The organism is Polaromonas sp., assembly GCF_010365105.1.
Classification (GTDB): domain Bacteria; phylum Pseudomonadota; class Gammaproteobacteria; order Burkholderiales; family Burkholderiaceae_C; genus Polaromonas.
Genome location: NZ_JAAFGZ010000002.1, coordinates 90,883 through 109,344, shown reverse-complemented (window position 1 = coordinate 109,344; position 18,462 = coordinate 90,883). Strand labels below are relative to the sequence as shown.

Annotated in this window: 19 protein-coding genes; 6 read left to right on the top strand and 13 right to left on the bottom strand. The window is 63.4% G+C overall.

The features are described 5' to 3' along the window. Nucleotides 1-33 precede the first annotated feature (33 nt). Nucleotides 34-279, top strand: coding sequence for an NAD(P)H-hydrate dehydratase (locus tag GZ092_RS02015; protein ID WP_363254179.1), 246 nt, complete (start codon nt 34-36; stop codon nt 277-279). Between the two features lie 341 nt (nt 280-620). Beyond that, on the top strand, nt 621-1,679 hold the full coding sequence (locus GZ092_RS02010) for a DMT family transporter (protein WP_293634049.1): 1,059 nt from the start codon (nt 621-623) through the stop codon (nt 1,677-1,679). Nucleotides 1,680-1,716: 37 nt separating this feature from the next. Here the strand turns inward: GZ092_RS02010 and GZ092_RS02005 are convergent, their stop codons facing one another. After that, entirely contained in the window at nt 1,717-2,124 is a 408-nt protein-coding gene (locus GZ092_RS02005; RefSeq protein ID WP_293634048.1) for a DUF305 domain-containing protein, read from the bottom strand. 274 nt (nt 2,125-2,398) lie between these two features. Between GZ092_RS02005 and GZ092_RS02000 the strand changes: the two genes are divergently transcribed. Then, nucleotides 2,399-3,907, top strand: a complete 1,509-nt coding sequence (locus tag GZ092_RS02000) for a CYTH and CHAD domain-containing protein (protein ID WP_293634047.1) — start codon at nt 2,399-2,401, stop codon at nt 3,905-3,907. A gap of 12 nt (nt 3,908-3,919) precedes the next feature. On the opposite strand, the gene GZ092_RS01995 is transcribed toward GZ092_RS02000, so the two are convergent. The 3 genes from GZ092_RS01995 to GZ092_RS01985 form a co-directional block, all read right to left on the bottom strand. Then, complete coding sequence (locus tag GZ092_RS01995; RefSeq protein ID WP_293634046.1) at nt 3,920-5,995, bottom strand: acetoacetate--CoA ligase; 2,076 nt, start codon at nt 5,993-5,995, stop codon at nt 3,920-3,922. 153 nt (nt 5,996-6,148) lie between these two features. After that, the gene (locus tag GZ092_RS01990; protein WP_293634045.1) at nt 6,149-7,861 is read right to left on the bottom strand and encodes a GMC family oxidoreductase; all 1,713 of its coding nucleotides are present in this window, start codon (nt 7,859-7,861) and stop codon (nt 6,149-6,151) included. 161 nt (nt 7,862-8,022) lie between these two features. Then, nucleotides 8,023-8,451 carry a hypothetical protein gene (locus GZ092_RS01985; RefSeq protein WP_293634044.1) on the bottom strand — a complete coding sequence of 143 codons (429 nt, stop codon included), beginning with the start codon at nt 8,449-8,451 and terminating at the stop codon, nt 8,023-8,025. Here GZ092_RS01985 and GZ092_RS01980 point away from each other — a divergent pair. Beyond that, a complete protein-coding gene (locus GZ092_RS01980) occupies nt 8,446-8,778 on the top strand; it encodes a four-helix bundle copper-binding protein (RefSeq protein ID WP_293634043.1) in 333 nt (110 codons plus the stop codon). The genes GZ092_RS01985 and GZ092_RS01980 overlap by 6 nt on opposite strands. Before the next feature lie 142 nt (nt 8,779-8,920). Here the strand turns inward: GZ092_RS01980 and GZ092_RS01975 are convergent, their stop codons facing one another. The 3 genes from GZ092_RS01975 to GZ092_RS01965 form a co-directional block, all read right to left on the bottom strand. Next, complete coding sequence (locus GZ092_RS01975; protein WP_293634042.1) at nt 8,921-9,226, bottom strand: hypothetical protein; 306 nt, start codon at nt 9,224-9,226, stop codon at nt 8,921-8,923. Between the two features lie 2 nt (nt 9,227-9,228). Further along, on the bottom strand, nt 9,229-9,666 hold the full coding sequence (locus tag GZ092_RS01970; RefSeq protein WP_293634041.1) for a hypothetical protein: 438 nt from the start codon (nt 9,664-9,666) through the stop codon (nt 9,229-9,231). Between the two features lie 426 nt (nt 9,667-10,092). Beyond that, on the bottom strand, nt 10,093-10,788 hold the full coding sequence (locus GZ092_RS01965) for an ABC transporter ATP-binding protein (protein WP_293634040.1): 696 nt from the start codon (nt 10,786-10,788) through the stop codon (nt 10,093-10,095). Nucleotides 10,789-10,999: 211 nt separating this feature from the next. Between GZ092_RS01965 and GZ092_RS01960 the strand changes: the two genes are divergently transcribed. After that, nucleotides 11,000-11,692, top strand: coding sequence for a phosphatase PAP2 family protein (locus tag GZ092_RS01960; RefSeq protein WP_293634039.1), 693 nt, complete (start codon nt 11,000-11,002; stop codon nt 11,690-11,692). Nucleotides 11,693-11,922: 230 nt separating this feature from the next. Here the strand turns inward: GZ092_RS01960 and GZ092_RS01955 are convergent, their stop codons facing one another. Together GZ092_RS01955 and GZ092_RS01950 are read right to left on the bottom strand one after the other, a co-directional pair. Continuing rightward, nucleotides 11,923-12,183, bottom strand: a complete 261-nt coding sequence (locus tag GZ092_RS01955) for a CopG family antitoxin (protein WP_293634038.1) — start codon at nt 12,181-12,183, stop codon at nt 11,923-11,925. A 188-nt stretch (nt 12,184-12,371) separates the two neighbouring features. Next, nucleotides 12,372-13,025: a hypothetical protein gene (locus tag GZ092_RS01950; RefSeq protein WP_293634037.1), complete on the bottom strand. Its 654-nt coding sequence runs from the start codon at nt 13,023-13,025 to the stop codon at nt 12,372-12,374. A gap of 118 nt (nt 13,026-13,143) precedes the next feature. Between GZ092_RS01950 and GZ092_RS01945 the strand changes: the two genes are divergently transcribed. After that, complete coding sequence (locus GZ092_RS01945) at nt 13,144-13,554, top strand: hypothetical protein (RefSeq protein WP_293634036.1); 411 nt, start codon at nt 13,144-13,146, stop codon at nt 13,552-13,554. A gap of 1,024 nt (nt 13,555-14,578) precedes the next feature. Here the strand turns inward: GZ092_RS01945 and GZ092_RS01940 are convergent. The 4 genes from GZ092_RS01940 to GZ092_RS01925 form a co-directional block, all read right to left on the bottom strand. Next, nucleotides 14,579-15,322: an ABC transporter permease gene (locus GZ092_RS01940; RefSeq protein ID WP_293634035.1), complete on the bottom strand. Its 744-nt coding sequence runs from the start codon at nt 15,320-15,322 to the stop codon at nt 14,579-14,581. Next, on the bottom strand, nt 15,315-16,301 hold the full coding sequence (locus GZ092_RS01935) for an ABC transporter ATP-binding protein (protein ID WP_293634034.1): 987 nt from the start codon (nt 16,299-16,301) through the stop codon (nt 15,315-15,317). Before GZ092_RS01935 ends, GZ092_RS01940 begins: the two co-directional genes overlap by 8 nt. Next, nucleotides 16,298-17,284, bottom strand: a complete 987-nt coding sequence (locus GZ092_RS01930) for an ABC transporter permease (RefSeq protein ID WP_293634033.1) — start codon at nt 17,282-17,284, stop codon at nt 16,298-16,300. Before GZ092_RS01930 ends, GZ092_RS01935 begins: the two co-directional genes overlap by 4 nt. A gap of 237 nt (nt 17,285-17,521) precedes the next feature. Continuing rightward, nucleotides 17,522-18,457, bottom strand: a complete 936-nt coding sequence (locus tag GZ092_RS01925) for an ABC transporter substrate-binding protein (protein WP_293634032.1) — start codon at nt 18,455-18,457, stop codon at nt 17,522-17,524. Nucleotides 18,458-18,462 lie beyond the last annotated feature (5 nt).

The following is an 18,462-nucleotide window of genomic DNA, read 5'->3' as shown; positions in this document are numbered from 1 at the left end:
CATGCAGACCTTTGACCGACTGTCACTGCGCGACTGGCCGGGGTTCCGGGGATCCTCGATACGCTGGCCATGGACGTCTTGCTGCAGGTGCCGCGCTTTGACCAGCCGGCGCTGCTGACGCCGCATGCGGGTGAAATGGCGCACCTGAGCGGCCAGCGCAAGGATGATGTCAAGGCCGATGCGCCGGCACTGGCGCGGGCCATGGCGGCAAAGCACAACGCGGTGGTGGCGCTGAAAGGCGCGAGCACCTTCGTCATTTCGCCCCAAGGTGAAGCGTGATGCCATGTGCCGGGCAATGCAGGCCTGGGCACGTCGGGCTCTGGCGATGTGCTGGCCGGCATCATGAGGGTCTGGCGGCGCGCCGCTGGTGCAGGCCGGCGCCCGGGGTGTCTTTGAGCATGCCCTGGCAGGTCATCGGCTGGCCGAGCGCCGTGGACGGCGGGGCTTTCCGGCCCGGTAAATCCTGAGGGAAATTCTGTCGGCCATGCGCGATCTTTGACAATGCCCCCAGACAAACCCAATGCGCCGGTTGAAAAAAGCGCAGGGATGGCTTGCCGGCCTGCGTAACTTGCGGCGAGTTGCGTTCCAATCGACTTGACACCTTTTCCAGGATCTTCGCCATGCCGCTCCGCTCTGCCCTTCCCGCACTTCTCGCCGCGCTGCTGTTCGGTGCCAGCACGCCGCTGGCCAAGCTGCTGGCAGGGAACATGCCGCCGCTGCTGCTGGCCGGCCTGCTCTACCTGGGCAGCGGCTTGGGGCTGGGCGCGTTGCTGCTGGTGCGGCGCCTGCGCGAGCGCCGTGGCGGCCAGCCGCTGACCCTGCTGCATATTCCACGAGCCGAGCGGCCCTGGCTGCTGGGCGCCATCGTGGCTGGCGGCATGCTGGCGCCTGCGCTGTTCATGCTCGGCCTGGCGCAGACCAGCGCCGCGTCGGCATCGCTGCTGCTGAACCTGGAAGGCGTGCTGACGGCGGTCGTGGCCTGGCTGGCCTTCCGCGAAAACGCCGACCGCCGCGTCGTCCTGGGCATGGCGGCCATCGCGCTGGGTGGCGTGCTGCTGTCGTGGCAACCGGGCGGCGCCAGCTTCTCGCCCGGCGCCCTGTTGATCGCAGGCGCCTGCCTGGGCTGGGCCGTGGACAACAACCTGACGCGCAGGGTGTCCGGCAACGATGCCCTGCTGGTGGCCTGCCTGAAAGGCCTGCTCGCCGGCGTGACCAACACCGCCATCGCGCTGTATGCCGGCGCTTCACTGCCGGGTGCAACGCAACTGGGCTATGCCGGCCTGGTGGGCTTCCTGGGTTACGGGCTCAGCCTGAGCCTGTTCGTGGTGGCGCTCAGGACGCTGGGAACGGCGCGCACCGGTGCCTACTTTTCGGTGGCGCCCCTGTTCGGCGTGATGATTTCGCTGGTCCTCTGGCCGGACATGCCGGGCGGGCTGTTCTGGGCGGCGGCCGCGCTGATGGGGCTGGGCGTCTGGCTGCACCTGAGCGAGCGGCATGCGCATCCACACACGCACGAGGTGTTGCAGCACAGCCACCCGCACCGGCACGACGCGCACCACCAGCATGCGCATGACTTTGCGTGGGATGGCACGTCGCCGCATGTGCATCCGCACCGGCATGCGCCGCTGGCGCACACGCATGCGCATTACCCGGACATTCACCACCGCCATCCGCATTGACGCCCTGAAGCGGCGCGCGGGGCGCCGGCTGAAGGCTTTATGGCTTCACGCCGTGCCGGGCCTGCCACTTTTTCATGAAGGCGATTTCCTGCTTCTGCGCCTTGATGATGTCCCGGGCCATCTTGCGCAGCTCGGGGTCCTTGCCGTACTTCAGCTGGACATTGGCCATGTCCACCGCGCCCTCGTGGTGCGGAATCATGTGCGCCACGAAATCCTTGTCGGCATTGCCGGTGTAGGGTCGGCCCATGTCCTTCATCATCTTTTCCTCGCCTTGCTGAAAGGCCCGGGTCGCGTCAGAGGCTCCGGCATCGGCGGCGTGGTTCATGCCCGCATGCTCCGCCGGCATGGCCGCGGCAGGCTGCGCCTGGGCGGTGAAGGCGGCAGCGGACAAGGCCATGGCGCCGAGCGCACAGGCCAGGGTTTGGGAAAAACGGAAATTCTTCATGGGGAAAGCTCCTGAAAGGTGGATCAAATCGGTTCCATGCCGGTGCATGCTGGCGTCAGCATGAAGCTTCCCACCGGGGGAAGGTCAAGCGCTTTTCCCATGAAAAACCGTCCCGTTGGGCGGTGTCAATTCCTTACGTCTGTGCAGGTTTTTTTTTGCTACCGTGAGGCTCGCCTTTGCCACGCAAACCCAGCCACAGCACGCCAACCCGTCCAGTGCGATTTTTTGCAGAATCAGCGAAACCTGCATCCGCCGCACTGGCAGCCGGAACCCCATGAAATCACCTGCCCCCGTTCCGCGCCCGGAAGAAATCGAACTCAAGCTGGCCTTGCCTACCGCCGACCCGCTGGGCCTGGCCCGGCGGCTCGCGCGAACGCCGCTGCTGGCGCGCCGCAAGCCCACGCAGCAGCCGCTGCACAACATCTACTACGACACGCCCGGGCAGGACCTGTACGAGGAGCGCGTGGCATTGCGCCTGCGCCGCATGGGCAGCAGCACCGATCCGCAGTGGCGGCAAACGCTGAAGATGGGCGGCCGCAGCGACTCGGCCCTGAGCCATCGCGGCGAGTGGGAAGTACCGCTGGCCGGGGCCGAACTGTCGCGCGAGGCGCTGGAAGCCACGCCCTGGCCCGAGTTCGACCCGGACGGCAGCCTGTTTGAGGCGCTGGTGCCCTGCCTGGTCACCGCCTTTGAACGCACGTCGTGGTCGGTGCGCCGGCGCGGCGGCAGCGTGGTCGAGGTGTCGCTGGACATCGGCCAGGTCGTGGCGGGCGACCAATGTGCGCCACTGTGCGAGCTGGAACTCGAACTCGTGTCCGGAGAGCCGGCGGCGCTGTTCGAGGTCGCCCAGGAGATTGCCCGCAGCGTGGCGGTGCTGCCGCTCAACGTCAGCAAGGCCGAGCGCGGCTATGCGCTGCTGCAGGACCGCCTGAACCAGCCGCTGCACGCCCGGCCGCCAGCGCTGGCCGAGGGCATGACGCTGCCGCTGGCGGCGCAGAGCGTGCTGCGTGAAATGTTCTGCCAGTTCACCAGCAACCTCAAGCTGCTGAACCAGACGGACGATCCCGAAGTGCTGCACCAGGCGCGCGTCGGCTGGCGGCGCTTCAGGAGCGCCATGCGGCTTTTCAAACCCGGACTGGCGGCCGACCAGCTGCCCGACTGGCAGCCGCTGGCGCCGCTGCTGGCCTTCATCGGCGAGCTGCGCGACATTGACGTGGCCCGGACCGACACCCTGCCTTTGCTGGCCGACGCCTACCGTGCGGGCAACGCGCAGCGCGCTGAAAAATGGCAGGCCATGCTGCTGGCACTGTCGGACGCCGCCCGGCTGCAGCGCAAATCGATTGGGCATGCGCTCGAAGTGCCGGCCGTGGGCGCCACGCTGCTGACCATCACAGAGTGGCTGGAAAACCTGCCCAGGCAGAAAGGGCCGGCCGACCACAAGGCTGACGCGTCCAGGCGGCCCCTGCGCCGCTGGGCCCGGCAGCGCATCGGGCGGCTGCACCGTAAACTGCAGCGCGCCCTGGACGACAGCGCGCACCCGCAAAGCCTGCACCGCGCCCGCATCCTGGCCAAGCGGCTGCGTTACGCCATCGAAGCGCTTCAGCCCCTGCTGTCCAGGCGGCAGACGAAACGCTGGCTGCTGCAGGCGGTCCAGCTTCAGGCCGACATTGGCAGCGCACGCGATCTGCAGCAGGCCAGCGTGCTGGCGGCCCGGCTGGAGATCGACCCCGGGCTGGCCGAATTCCTGCGCGGTGTCGCCGCCGGGCAGGCAGTGCCGCGCTGAGCCTGCCTGGCTTCAGCCCGGCCGCGCCAGCCGCTGCTGCGCAAAACCGACGTACCAGTCCAGGCAGTGCGGGTTGGCCATCGCGTCGCGGTTGAGGACTTTTTCCAGTGGCTGGCCGAGCAGCAGCTTCTTGATCGGCAGTTCCTGCTTCTTGCCCGACAGGGTGCGCGGGATTTCCGCCACCTGAAGGATGTCGTCCGGCACGAAACGCGGGCTCAGCGCGGTTTTGACAGCGTGGTTGAGCCGCGCCCTCATCGCGTCGTCGAGCACCACGCCACTCTTGAGCACCACGAACAGCGGCATGTAACTGGCGCGGCCCAGGTATTCCAGGTCGACCACCAGCGAGTCGAGCACTTCGGGCAGCGCCTCGATGGCGCTGTACAGCTCGCTGGTGCCCATGCGCAGGCCGTGGCGGTTGATGGTCGCGTCCGAGCGGCCATAGATCACGCAGCCGCCTTCTGTACCCGGGTCAATCTTCAGCCAGTCGCCATGGCGCCAGACCGCGCCCAGTTCCGGCCCGGCATCGCCGCCGCCGGGCCTGCGGCCGTGGCCGGGCGGGTACATGTCGAAATAGCTGGCCAGCAGGCGCGCGCCGCTGTCGTCGCCCCAGAGGTACAGCGGCATCGACGGAATCGGCTGGGTGCAGACCAGCTCCCCGACCTCGCCGATGACCGGCCGGCCGCTGTCGTCCCAGGCCTCGACCGCCGCGCCGAGCAGGCGGCACTGCATTTTTCCGGGCGTCTGCGGCAGTTCGCGGTTGCCGCCGATAAAGGCGCCGGCAAAGTCGGTGCCGCCCGAGATGTTGCACCACCAGACGTCGTCAACGCCGGCACTGGCCATGAAGGCGGAGCCCCATTGCTGCACCTCGGCGCTCAAGGGCGATCCGGTCGAGCCCAGCGCGCGGATGCGGCTCAGGTCGCCGCAGGCTGCGGGCGTGATGCCGGCCTTCATGCAGCTGGCATAAAACGCCGCACCCGCGCCAAAAAAGGTCACGCCGGTATCGGCGGCAAAGCGCCAGAGCGTGGTCCAGTCGGGCTGGTCCTTGGAGCCGCCGGGGTTGCCGTCGAAGATCACGCAGGTCGTGCCGCCCAGCAGGCCGGCCAGCTGCGCATTCCACATCACCCAGCCGGTCGAGCTGTACCAGTGGTAGCGCTCGCCGAAGGAATTGGGCTGGTAGCTGCAGCCGACGTCGTTGTGCAGCGTGCCGAGCTGCATCTGCACCAGCAGCATGCCGCCGTGCCCGTGCACGATGGGCTTGGGCAGGCCGGTGGTGCCGCTCGAATAGACGATCCACAGCGGATGGTCGAACGCCAGCCAGAGCGGCTCGAAAGCGCTGGTTTGAGCATCATTTCGGGCTGTTACGCTTGTCCAGTCTGCACAACCAGCTACTGAAACCATAGCATCCAGGTTGCCCAGCAGCAATGTGTGCCGAACGCTGGGCAGCGCCTGGCGCAGCTCGGCCAGCACGCCCAGGCGGTCGTGGTCGCGCCCGCCGTGGGTCACGCCGTCGCAGGCGATCAGCACCGTGGGAGCGATCTGCCGGAAGCGGTCAAGCACCGCGTGCGTTCCCATGTCGGGGGCGCACAGGCTCCACACGCCGCCGATGCTGACCGTCGCCAGGAACGCCACCATCGTCTCGGGAATGTTCGGCAGATACGCCGCCACCCGGTCGCCAGGCTGCACGCCCTGAGCCTGCAGGTGCAGCGCCAGCGACGCCACCTGGCGGCGCAGTTCGGGCCAGCTCAAGTCGCGCTGCCGGCCCTTTTCGTTGCTGCTGACGATGGCGGGCATACCGGCGGCATGCGCCGCATCGACATGGCGCAGCACCTGCCGCGCATAGTTGACCTGCGCGCCGGGAAACCAGCAGGCGCCGGGCATGACGTTTTTGGCCAGTGCCGCGCCGTGCGGCGTGGGCGACTGCAGGTCAAAATAGTCCCAGATGCTTTGCCAGAACGCGTCCAGTTCAGTGGTGGACCAGCGCCAGAGCGCGTCGTAGCTGCCAAACACCAGGCCATGCCGGTCACGCAGCCAGTCCTGGTAGAGGCGGATTTGCGCAATGCCGGGCGCGGCTGTAGTTGTCTTGTTCATGCCTGTTGTCTCCGTGCGGGTGATGAACGGCCAGCGTAGCAGCGTCGGACGGGCCTTGCTGTCGCCAGCCGTACCCGGGAACAGGTCAAACGGCTGGAATCGCACTTTCAGGCTGCAGGGGGCTTTTTGCGCAGGACGGTCAGACCCGGGCAACTACAAGATAAACCGCGATAAAGCCCCCAGGGCGCCTGACTCAAATTCCTGCTTCAGCAAATCGGCCAGACGCAGCGCCATCGCCACGATCGTGAGGGTGGGATTGGCATAGCCGCCGGTGGGGAAGGTGGAACTGCCCGCCACGAAAAGATTGGCGATGCCGTGAACCCGGCAATCGGCATTGACGACGCCAAGCTTGGGATCGTCATGCATCCGGGTAGTGCCCATGAGGTGGTGAGAACCGACAGGCCTGACGACATTGGGCAGTCCGTCGGGGTCGTGGACAAGCTGCAGCTTGCCCAGACCGGAGCGCTCAAGCGCATCGGCAATCGCGGTCTGGGCGCGCAGCGTCTGCGCGATGTCCTCTTGCGGCCAATGCCAGCGCACTTCCAGTTTGGGACAGCCGTACATGTCACGTTGCGAGCTCAAGGTGACACGGTTGTCCGGATGGGGAGATTGTTCAATGCTGTGCCAGACTTCAAACCGCTTGAATTTTCCAGGCACATCAGGCAATGCCGACCAACCGCCATTGCCCAGGCCGTAAGCCGTTGCCTGCCGGCCGGTATGGGCCAGGTAAGCCATTCGGGCCACATAATCCGAGCCAAACAAGGTATTGAGCAAAAGTTTTGCCCGGCCCTCCTTGGGAAAAATTGCAGCATATTCGCCTTGCTGCCTTGTAAACAGGCCAACTTCCCTGAGCCTGTTGAAGGAATCGATGGCCTTGTTCTGGCGCGGATTGGGCTTGGGATAAAGAAAGCAGTTGATGTTGAGCAACTTGTGCTTTTCCATGATGGCTTGGGACAACTTCAGGTAGCCCATGACCGAACTTCCGTTGACCTGGCGCAGGTCATAAAGGGCGCTGCGCCCAAGCAGCCGGGAATCGGTTGGCGTGAAATAGCCACTGCGGCCCTGGAGATGGTCGTGGTAATACCTTCCGACCACATCATGCTGGTTTCCCATACCTGCTGACTGCTGCTGGTTGGACATCAACAGCAGCCGGGCGTTCTCGAAACCACCGGCCGAGATAATGAAGGCCTTGGCTGAAATCCAGAGGTCACTTTTGCCGGGTCGGGCAATTCGGGCACGGGTCACAGCCTTGCCGCTGTCGCCGGCCAGCAGCTCGACGACGCTGGCATAGGTATAAACCGTGACATTGCGGCTCGCAGCCAGTTCGTCCCGATAGTGCTGGTAAAAAACATTGCCGGCGCTGAACCGGAAAATACCGGTTTCCAGATCGGAATCTGGCAGCGTCATGCGCTGAACCTCGGAATCTTCAAAGCCGTCTGGCGAATAGGAAAAATTTCCCGCCTGGCATGTGGACTGTGCCCGCAGGTAATAGGGCATCAGATGGTCGCGGTCAAAAGGCCAGCCGCTGTTGGTAATCCAGTCCCGCTTGACAAAATCGATTGCATCAAACACCGCATGGCGCAGGCCCACGTTGCCATTCCCCACCTGGACATGCCAGACATTGGCGTTGCCGCCAAACTGGCGGCGATTCACATCAATGGGCGCCTTGACATCGCCACGGACCACGCCGCCGGCCAATGACTGGATTTCCGGATCAAAATCAAAACCGCCGCTTTCCAGCAGTGCCACCTCAAGCTTGTGACCGATAAATTCACGCGCCAGACCAATGCCTGCAGGACCTGCCCCAATAATGCATATATCTGTTTCAATTGTCTCTGAATGAAAATATCTGGCGTCAATTAGCATTTGATATCTGTATAAAAATATAAATGAAACAGCAATTTCAAATTTGCTTCACTCAGGGTTTCCGGACTGAACTCATCATTGGAGGTGTTTTACGAACATTGACAACTATGAACCTATTTTTTTAGGGTTTTAACGTTAATTCGGAATGTAAGTTTTATTATTTAATTCGAGGTAATCCAATCAAGCCTTTCTGTTTGCCATCGTCCAGAAAAACAGCTGCATGCAAGCCGAGTCCAGATGCGCTTGCCAGGCTGCACGATGTTGGCGGCATGCATGTGCTTGTTTGCGCGCCGATCCTGCGCCTGGCAAGCCTTGCCATTTGAGCGGCCAGCAACCACTGATGGACCAGCCCCGGGGAGTTTTTGTTTTTTTCCGATGTTTTCGCAAAGCGCGCCTGCCTCCAGTTTTGGGGGGCTCATGGCGTGCAGCAGCTGATTGCCCGGAATGACCGACGCAGCCAGACGAAAACCACTTACACACAGGCCGGTCTTTTCCTGAAAAATCAAGGACCCATCGTTATTTCTCAATGCCCGCTTTTGCCGCAGCTTTTCATCCCCTACCCGCTCCTGACCAAAGGATTTCACATGCAAGAACAATTTGCCGATTGCCTGCAGGCCTGCAACGACTGCGCCGCAGAATGCAACCACTGCGCCGCCGCATGCCTGCAGGAAGACAACGTGGAGATGATGGTGGACTGCATTGCGCTGGACATCGATTGCGCCCAGGCCTGCGCCTTTGCAGCGGCGGCCATGGCCCGCAACAGCGTGCATGCCGCCGACATATGCGCGCTCTGCGCCGACATCGGCCAGTCGTGCGGGGAGGAATGCATCCAGCATGAAATGCAGCACTGCCAGCAATGCGCCACCGTCTGCTTCAATTGCGCCGAAGAATGCCGAAGCCTGGCCAGCAGCGCTTGAGCAGCGTAGCGCGTGCCGAAATCCGGACGGTATCAGTCGACGCGCTGGTCGCGCAGCGAGATGCCGCCCAACAAAAAAGCGTCACACCCGCCGGGCGGGTATGACGCTTTCGAAGCCGTGAAGTTGCTCAGGCGGCGGCGCGTCAGTGCACTTCCTTGAGCAATTCCAGGTCCACATCACCGTTCTGGCTGGTGAAGCGCAGGCTGCCGCCATGGCTGCCTTGCGCCTGGCTCACGCCGGAAATGCGGTGCTCGCCGGTGTCGTATTGTTTGGCTTTCCCGTCCTGCTCCACCGCCAGCCGGTGCTGGTCGGGAAAGAAGGCGTAGCGCACGCCGTTCTGGCTTCCGCTGCTGGAGGGATTGGACAGCCCCTGGGGCCACCAGCTCGAGTCAGGCCCGTCCATCGGCTTTATCGGCTTCATGGGTTCCATGGGCTTCATCGCATCCATGCTCAGTCGTCCCTTCGGTTGCGCCCACGGCGCATGAGCAGCGCGGCCAGCAACGCGCCAGCGGCAGCGCCAATGGCCACCGCCTTGAGGGGCTCATCTGCAATGCGTCGGGCGGCGGTTTCCTGGAAATCGGACGCCTTGGCCTTGAAGTCGCCGAGCTTTTCGCCTGCCACGCCGCTTGCCGACTTGGCGTAGCCACGGGCCGTGTTCCAGGCGTCGCCGGCAACTGCCTTGGCATCGCTCGCCAAAGCCTTCGCGGTATTCAGGGCGTCACGGCCCGTGGCCTTGGCGTCGTCGAGCGCGGGACGCAAGGCCTGCACGGTGTTGGCCGCATTGGCCTTGGCCTCGCCGGCCAGCTGGCCTGCCGCATCGGCAGCGTTGTGGCCGGTTTTCCGTGCCTCGTCAGCAATCTGCGAGGGGGTTTTGAAATCTTCACTCATGGCGGTCCTTTGAATCTTGTTGGCAACAGCGCCAGTCACCATTGGACTATCGTTGCCCCGGCCTGCGTGTGGGTCGGCATACCCTTCTCCTGTAGGCTGAAGATTTACAAGTCCTGCGAAAACGGCGTAGGCAGCGGCTTTTGCGCACGGATCAAATGCCGTGAAGGCGTCCCTGGCAAGCCATCCAGTAGCGTACCTGCCCACGCTGCAAAAATATCAAAAATGATAGCTAATGGTGCACGGCTGTCATGCGCAAACTGCTTATTTTTCTTGAAATTTGCATCAAACCGCGACGCTCAGAAGGCGGGGGCTGGACCGCACAGCTCAGGAACGCCGAAAAGGCAGCACCACCCGGCCGTTTTCAGCATCTTTCAGTGCACTGGCGCACGTCTCAATAGACGCCTGCAACTATTTTTTTTCATGGCATCAGTCAGACACCACCCGCCCGTCCACCAGTTCGACCAGCCGGTCGCAGCCGGCCGCCAGGCGCGGGTCGTGGGTGACGATCAGGCAGGCGCTGCCGTGGTCGCGGTTGAACTCGCGCAGCAAGCCGAACACCTCGTCGGCCGACACCGTGTCGAGGTTGCCGGTCGGCTCGTCGGCTAGGATCAGGCGCGGCCGCAGCGACAGCGCCCGCGCAATCGCCACGCGCTGCTGCATGCCACCCGACAGTTCGCCAGGCCGCTTGTATTCGGCGCCTTTCAGGCCGACGCGCGCCAGCAGTTCGCGCGCATTGGCTTCGGCCGCAGCCGTGGCGGTGCCGTGGGCAATGATGGACGGCAGCAGCACGTTTTCCAGCGCCGTGAAGGCGGGCAGCAAATGGTGGAACTGGAAGACGAAGCCGATGGTCGCGCCGCGCAGCTTCGTCAAGCCTGCATCGTCAAGCGACTGGGTCGGCTGGCCGGCGATTTCGAGCAGGCCCGAGGTCGGCCGCTCCAGCAGGCCGATGATGTTGAGCAGCGTGCTTTTGCCCGAACCCGACGGCCCCTTGAGAGCGACGAACTCGGCGGGTTGCAGGGCCAGGCTGATGCCGTGCAGCACCTCGGTTTCAACGTCCGTGCCGACGTTGTAGCTGCGGTGGATGTCGGTCAGGCGCAGGATGGGGGTGGGGGGTGTGGTCATGCGCCTCGTATTGTGAACGCAGGGATTGGTGCGGGTGGCGGCTGGGCTGGCGGCCTCTGAAGGGCGTCGCTGCGACCAGGAAATGGGGGGTTGCAAGCCATTGTGAAACGGCGCGTCGCTGCAGGCGGGCCGCCAGTTTTCAAACTTCCATGCCGCTTGTCCGATCTCCAGCGCTTGCCACGGGGATAGGGTATCCCCCTAAAATCGGCAGATGATCTCTTCGCACGCTACGGCGACTCTGCAAATCTGGCAGCTGCTGACGCGGCTTGGCGAGGCGCAAATCCTCCTGCCAGCCGCAGCGATGACCCTGCTGGTGTTGTTTGCACAAGCGCATACGCGCAGGCTGGCGTTGAGCTGGATGGCGTTCATCACCACCGCCGCCTTCATCACCACCGCCAGCAAGGTCGCGTTCATGGGATGGGGCATTGGCTGGGCAGCCATCGACTTCACGGGCGTCTCGGGCCATTCCATGTTTGCTGCCGCGATTTATCCCATGTTGATGGTCGCTTTTTTGTCGGCCCCCTTGCGCAGTCACCATCGGCTTGCTGCCGCACTGGGATGCGCTCTTGCGTTATTGGTCGGCGTGAGCCGCATTGAAGTGGGGGCGCATTCCTGGTCCGAAGTGCTGGCCGGGTGGGCCGTGGGCGGTGCCGTGAGCGCGGCGGCGCTGGCTGTTTGCAAAACATCGTCCCTGCGCATCCGGCCCATCGTGCCGGTTGTCCTGCTGGCATGGGTGGCCGTCATGCCTTTTCAATTGCATGCCTCGCCCACCCATTTTCTGGTCACACGCCTGGCCATGTCCCTGTCCGGAAACGAGACGCCGTTCACGCGCAGCGACCTGATGCGCCGTGCCGATCTCGAACGCCTGACCTTTACTCGGCCTGAACCATCCCTCACGCCTTGATCGCCTGTACCGGGTCCATGCGCGCGGCGCTGCGGGCCGGAATTGCTGCCGCCAGCCTGACACCGCAGGCCACGGCGGACTGTTGAGCAGCGTGCTTTTGTCCTGAACTGACAGTCCGTTGAGGGCGAGGGAAATACCGTGCAGCACCCCGGTTTCGACTTCGGTGCCGACGTTATAGCGGCGGCGGATGTCGGTCATGCGGGGGATGGGGTGGGTGAGGTCGTCACTTTTTAAAGGCTTTTCTGCCGATGGTGGCGCTTGATGTTTGAAACCTGCCGTTCGCTGTGCAACTTTTCATGCAGCCACACCTCGATGACCGACGGACAGGGCACGTCCCGCACATTGGCCGCCACCTTGATCGAGTCCAGCAAATGGTGGGGCAAGCGCCGGGAAATCGTCTTGGTTGCGGGTTTTAAGTTTGGCAGCGAAACCTTCTTCGGCTTCGGCCATGAAGACACCCTGCTTTTCGTTCTTGCGGGCGCTGCCGTCATCCCGGTTGACCCCGGTGATGTGGCCCGGATCCATCATCTTTGTCTGTTACCAGCATGTACAAATTTTGCCAGTCAGCCCAGCCGAACGCCATATCGCGCAGGCAGCGATCCAGTCAGGCAAGAAGATCACCGAATCGATCGGTTTCTTGCGCTTGTGGAAAGTCCCTGCAGAAGCGTCCCGTCGGTCGTCAGGGTGCCTCGGAGAGAAGCGGGATGGCCTTTCGGCCCAGCGGCTCGTCTTCGAAAAAGACAAACACCGTGGGCGGCTTGACACCTTTCCAACGCGGCTGGTCGACGACCCACTTCTGCACAAATTCACTGACAGTCTGCCGGGCTGCTTCGCGCTGCAGCAGGAGCAGCTGCGGCGAAGCCGCTTTCTCCGCGAGTTTGAGGGTGATGGACTTCTGGAGCGCGCCAACGGCATCCGTTCCGGTGATTGGCGACCAAATGCCGCTCGAAAAGGACGCAAGCTTTCCCGTATCGATTGCCACCGGCAGTGAGGGCCGCACTGGGGGTGCGACGACGATGAGCGTACGACCTGAAATCCGGAAGTCCCAGTCCTTGGCCAGCGGGATGTGATAGCGATAGACGGTTGGCACCTTGATTTGGGCCACGGTGTTACCAACTGGCACGCCAAGAACGGTATGTCCGGTGGTCGAATCGAATCGCTCCTCTGCGCTGATCATGCTCACCTCCAGCAGTCCTCCGGGCGTTCGCATGACCACCACATCCTGCGTGTCATGGGTGGTTTGTACTGCAACCGGCGGGAACCACAAACGGTAGGCGAAGAAGGAGTTCAGCCCGAGGCTGGCAGCGATGAGAACGGTGACGATTGGTTTCATTGGGCGCAGGATGGGACGGGTGGAGGGGTCATGCGACCGGCCTATTGTGCTTGCACCCTCCACGCGGCCAGCCAGAACATCGCCAGCGGTGAAAATGGAGGGCAATTTCCCTGATGCCATGACCACTGACCAGTCCCTTTTCCCCTTGCGCACCGAATGCCCGCCCGGCACCTGCAACTGCGGGCGCGATGCCCTGCTGGCAAACCCAGGTGGCGACCTGCGCGTGTTACGCCTGACCCGAGAGGACGAGAAGCGGCTTTTGCACCGGCTGGAAAATTTAGGCAGCCTCAGCGATCTGCGGCATATCCAGACGCGGATGGAACATCAACTCGGCATCCGGCTGAGCATCCAGGCCAGCCACAAAGAAGTCCGCAACCTTCGCGGCATCACGGTCCTGGTGCATGAACAGCCCGGTCTGTGCCGAAAAACGCGCCAGGCCATCCCGGCAGCCCTCAAGCGCAGCCTGGAGCAGCGGCCTGAAATTGCGTATGCGTTACTCAACATAGGAAGTCTGTTCGAAAACGAGTAATCCGGCCGGATGACGGCGGCGAATCCATGGCGACCCGCCTCGCGACAAGCTGCCGTATTGCACCCCGGATTTCGATTTCGATACCGGCTCTGGCCAGGCGCAGGATTGGGGGCAGAGGGGTGTTCGTACGCTATCGATTGCGAACGCATGCGTTTTGATGGCCGGGTCCTGGCATGTGGTGTCTGAAGCCCGCCGCTGTACAGGCGTTGAACTGGTCAGAATCTGGCTTTTCGGCTTTTCGGCTTTTCGGCTTTTCGGCTTTTCGGCTTTTCGGCTTTGTGGGTTGAAGGGCTGCCAAAGGCTGAACGGAGTCACTCGAGGTTGAGCGCCTGGACAACAGCAGAGGCCGTCAATAGTCATCCGACCGTAGGCCTTGCGCATGACCGCTTCACGATCAAGACCGGGTGCTCGGCCACCGTTAACAGCGGACCGGCGGCGAACGACCAGATGGATTCAAGTTGAGCTGGTGCTCTCGACCCGAAGCTGGCTATCGGTCCTGAACCGCAGAGCAGTCACTCGATGCCTAACGGGCAAGCACATCCAACGAACTCGACTGGCCATGCCATGAACCAACCCAAATGCGAGCAGCTCGATACCTTAATCTGCCAGCGCGATGGACGAAAGTGGATTTGGCATGTGCGGTGAATTGCAGGTAGCGAATCTGGCCAAATTTGTGATCGAATGATTCAACATAAAGCGACTCCTTCATAAGGGCTGAAGAATCACCTGGAACAGGTCCGGGATATGAAAACGCAACACAGCCTTGGCGATCAAACCTTCTCGCGTTTCTATTTGAGGACCATCCTGGCAAGAGATGACAGTGTTCTTCGCGCATCTCGGCGTCTCGGTCGGCGACATGCTTTTCAAGCCGCAGGAAAAGAAGCAATCGCGACTGATCAGTGTTCTAGCTGGGCTGCGGCCCAGCGCCCAGTCACACATGGTTTCCGTCACCTCTATGCGCCGCGGCAGAAGGTAAGTCGCCGCAGTTCCCGTGGCCCGCATTCGGGCGCCGGTTGATTGATGCTCAGTGCGCCCATTCCACGCGCCGTGCCAAGCGCTCAAACCCCATGTCCACCACCACGGCCAGCATGCCGACCACGATGGCGCCTTGCAGCACATAGGCGGTGTTGAAACCGCTCAAGCCCACGATGATCGGTGAGCCCAGCGTTTTGGCCCCCACGGTGGAGGCAATGGTTGCCGTACCAATGTTGATGATGACCGAGGTGCGCACGCCAGACAGCCACACCGGCAAGGCCAGCGGCCCTTCCACCTGACTCAGGCGCTGCCACGGCGTGAACCCCATGCCGTTGGCTGCTTGTTGCACCGGGGCTGGCACGGCTTCCAGGCCTGTGATCGTGGCCTGCACCACCGGCAGCAAGCCATACAACGCCAGGGCCATCAAGGCGGGCAGTTCGCCGAACCCCAACGCTGGCACGGCCAGCGCCAGCACCGCCACCGGCGGCAGCGTTTGCCCCATGGACACCAGCGTTTCCACCACCGGCCGAAAGGCTTTGCCTCCGGGCCGGGTCACCCAGACCCCGGCCAGCGTGCCCACCAGCACCGACGCCGCGCCTGACACACCCACCAGCAGCAAGTGCTGCCACAGCAGTTGCGTGAACGGCTCCTGGCGGTACACCGGGCGCTCCAGTTGGGGAAACAGGCTGGCAAACAGCGGCTCGCTGTGCGGCAGGCCCACCACCAGCAACGCCAATAACAGCACGGCCCAAAGCAGCCTGTCACGCCACCAGGCATGGCGCGGCTTAAGCATGGGTCGCCTTGCCATCTGCCCGTACGTGGGCTGCTGTGGCGGATCGATTAAACAGGTCGGCCGCGTGCAGAACCCCGGCGTGGGCGCCCGCGTCGTCCAGCAGGTTGAGCGCAGAGCAGCCGTGCAAGGCCAGCAAGGAGACGGCTTCGCGCAGCGTTGCGCTGGCTGCCAGGCTGGGGCCGGTCTGCGCCGACCCGGCGCGCGCCAGACTGCCCGCGCTTTGCAGCGACAGCAGTTTGATGCCGACGTCGCTGCGTCCTACAAAGTCGGCCACCCGGGCGTTGGCGGGCTGGCTCAGCAGCGCCAGCGGCGTGCCCACCTGCGCGATGCGGCCCTGCTCCAGCAGCACAATCCGGGTGCCCAGTCGCAGTGCCTCGTCAATGTCGTGTGTCACCATGACGATGGTCTTGCCAGACGCTTGGTGAATCCGCTTCACCTCGTCTTGCAATGCCGCGCGAATGAGCGGGTCGAGCGCGCCAAAGGGCTCGTCCATCAGCAGCACCTCTGGGTCGCCGGCCAGCGCGCGCGCTACCCCCACGCGCTGTTGCTGGCCGCCAGACAACTGGTGCGGGTAACGGGGGCCGTAGGTGGCCGGGTCCAGGTCAAACAGGGTCAACAACTCGCTTACGCGGGTGGCAATGCGCTCGGGCGGCCAGCCCAGCATGGCTGGCACCACGCCGATATTTCGCGCCACCGTCCAGTGCGGGAACAGCCCCACCGACTGAATCACGTAGCCCATGCGCAGGCGCAAGTCGCGCACCGGCTGCTCCGCAATGTTCTGGCCGTCCATCGTCACGGTGCCGGTATCGGGTTGCTCCATGCGGTTGATCATTTTAAGCAGGGTCGATTTGCCCGAGCCTGAGGCGCCAATCAACACCACCAGCTCACCGCGTCCGATCTGCAGGCTCACATCGTCCAGCGCCCTGGGGGCGTCAGCCGCATGGGCATAAGTTTTTGACACGTTTTTAATGTCGATCAATGCGCGGACTCCCCGGAAGTTGTGGCCGGGCGGGTCAGCGTGATCAGCCCTTTGAACACACCGTCCACCAGCGCGCCCAGCACGACGATGGGCACCACGCCCAGCAACACCAGGTCTTGGGCGCTGCTGAACAAGCCTTCAAACATCAGGCTGCCCAGGCCGCCTGCGCCAATCAATGCCGTCACGCCAGCCAGGCCCACAGCCTGAATGCTGGCCGTGCGCACACCGCTCAGCACCACGGGCAGCGCCAGAGGCACCTGCACCTGCCAAAAAAGCTGGCTATCGGAAAAACCCATGCCCTGCGCCGCCTGCGTGACCGCCGAAGGTACCTGCGCCAGCCCGGCCAGCGTGCCGCGCACCACCGGCAGCAGGCTGTACAGCGTGAGCGCCACGACTCCGGGTGCCAAACCCACTCCACTGATACCTGCGCGGCCCAGCGCTGGCCAGCTTGCAGCCAACCAGGCCAGCGGCGCCATCAACAGGCCAAACAGCGCAATGGACGGAATGGTTTGAATGATGTTGAGTACCGGAAACAGGGCCGGTGCAGCGGCTGCGTAGCGGTGCGTGGCCCAACCCAGCGGCAAGCCAATGACCAGGGTGAAAAAAAGCGCCAGCGCCACGATCTGCCCATGGCGCGCAATGGCTTCCCAGAAGGCGTCATCGCGGTTGGCGTACTCCTTCATGATGGACAAATCATCTGCGGCGCCGCTGGCCAGCAAAAATGCCAGCGGCAGCAAGCTGGCGGCGGCCACGCCCAGGCGGGTCAGCGTGCCCGCGCGCAGCGCTTGCATGGCGTCGGCCAGCACCAAGCCCAACAGCAGCCAGGCCAGCCACAGGCCGCTGCCCAGCGAGGTGCGGCCAAACGGCGTGTCCGCCGACACCACTTGGCTCGCATGGCTGGCGGCCAATGCCCCCAGGCCCACCACCAGCGCGGTGGCCGTTGCTACGGTGAGCCAAAGGCTGACCCGCTTTGCGGGCACCATGGAGAACAATATGAGGCTCGTTAACAGGGCTGCCAATGCCCAGGCCGGGCCTTGAACAAGCGAAAAAAACGAGACCGACTCACCCGTCACCAGCCGGTTCGGGGCCACCCGCACCAAGGGCAGACCCAGCAAAGCGCCCACCGCCGTCAGTGAGAGCGCTGCTTGAGCTGGGCGCCAGCCGAGCGGGACGCCTGAGTTCAGGGAGCTATCCACGGTCATGCTGGCCTCAGCGAGGCGTTAACGCTGGGCTTGCTTCAACAGCCCTTTGGACTTCAGGAAGTCTGAGGCCACTTTTCGGGCGTCCTGGCCTTCAAGCTGAATCTTGGCGTTCAGGCTTTGCAGCGTGGGGCCGTCCAGCAGCTTGAATACCGGAGCAAGGGCGTCTGCGATCTTGGGGTTTTGTTTGAGGACGGCTTCGCGAACAATCGGCGCCGGGGCGTAAATGGGTTGCACGCCTTTGGGGTCGTCCAGAATCACCAGACCCAGCGCGGCTACGGCGCCGTCGGTGCCGTAAGCCATGGCGGCGTTCACGCCCGAGGTTTTTTCACCCGCTGCGCGAATCGTCACTGCCGTGTCGCCGCCGGCCAGCGTCAACAACTGGTCTGGCTTGAGTTTGAAGTTGTAGGCGGTCTGGAACGCAGGCAGTGCGTCCGATCGCTCCACAAACTCGGCCGAGGCTGCGAGCTTGAACTGACCGCCCTTGCCCAGCCACTGGCCGAGGTCGTCCAGTGTTTTCAGCTTGTTTGGGGCGGCGACATCTTTGCGAATAGCAATCGCCCAGGTGTTGTTGGCAGGCGAGGGCGCCAGCCAGACAATGTTGTTCTTCTCAAAGTCCAGCGCCTTCACGCGCTCGTAGCCCGCCTTGGCGTCCTTCCAGGCCGGGTTGGACTCTTCCCCAAAGATGAAGGCGCCGTTGCCGGTGTACTCGGGGTACAGGTCAATCTCACCGGCGGTCAGGGCGCCGCGCATCACCTTGGTGTTGCCCAAGCCACTCTTGTTCTCGGTCTTGATGCCATTGGCCTCCAGCGCCAGCACGATCATGTTGCCCAGCAACTTGCCTTCGGTGTCGATTTTGGAACCCACGCGCACCGGTGCGCCCGCCTGCGCCAGGACGCCGCCCACGGCCAGTGAACCAGCCAGCAGCAGCGCTGTTCTACGTTGGATGAGTGTCATGGTGA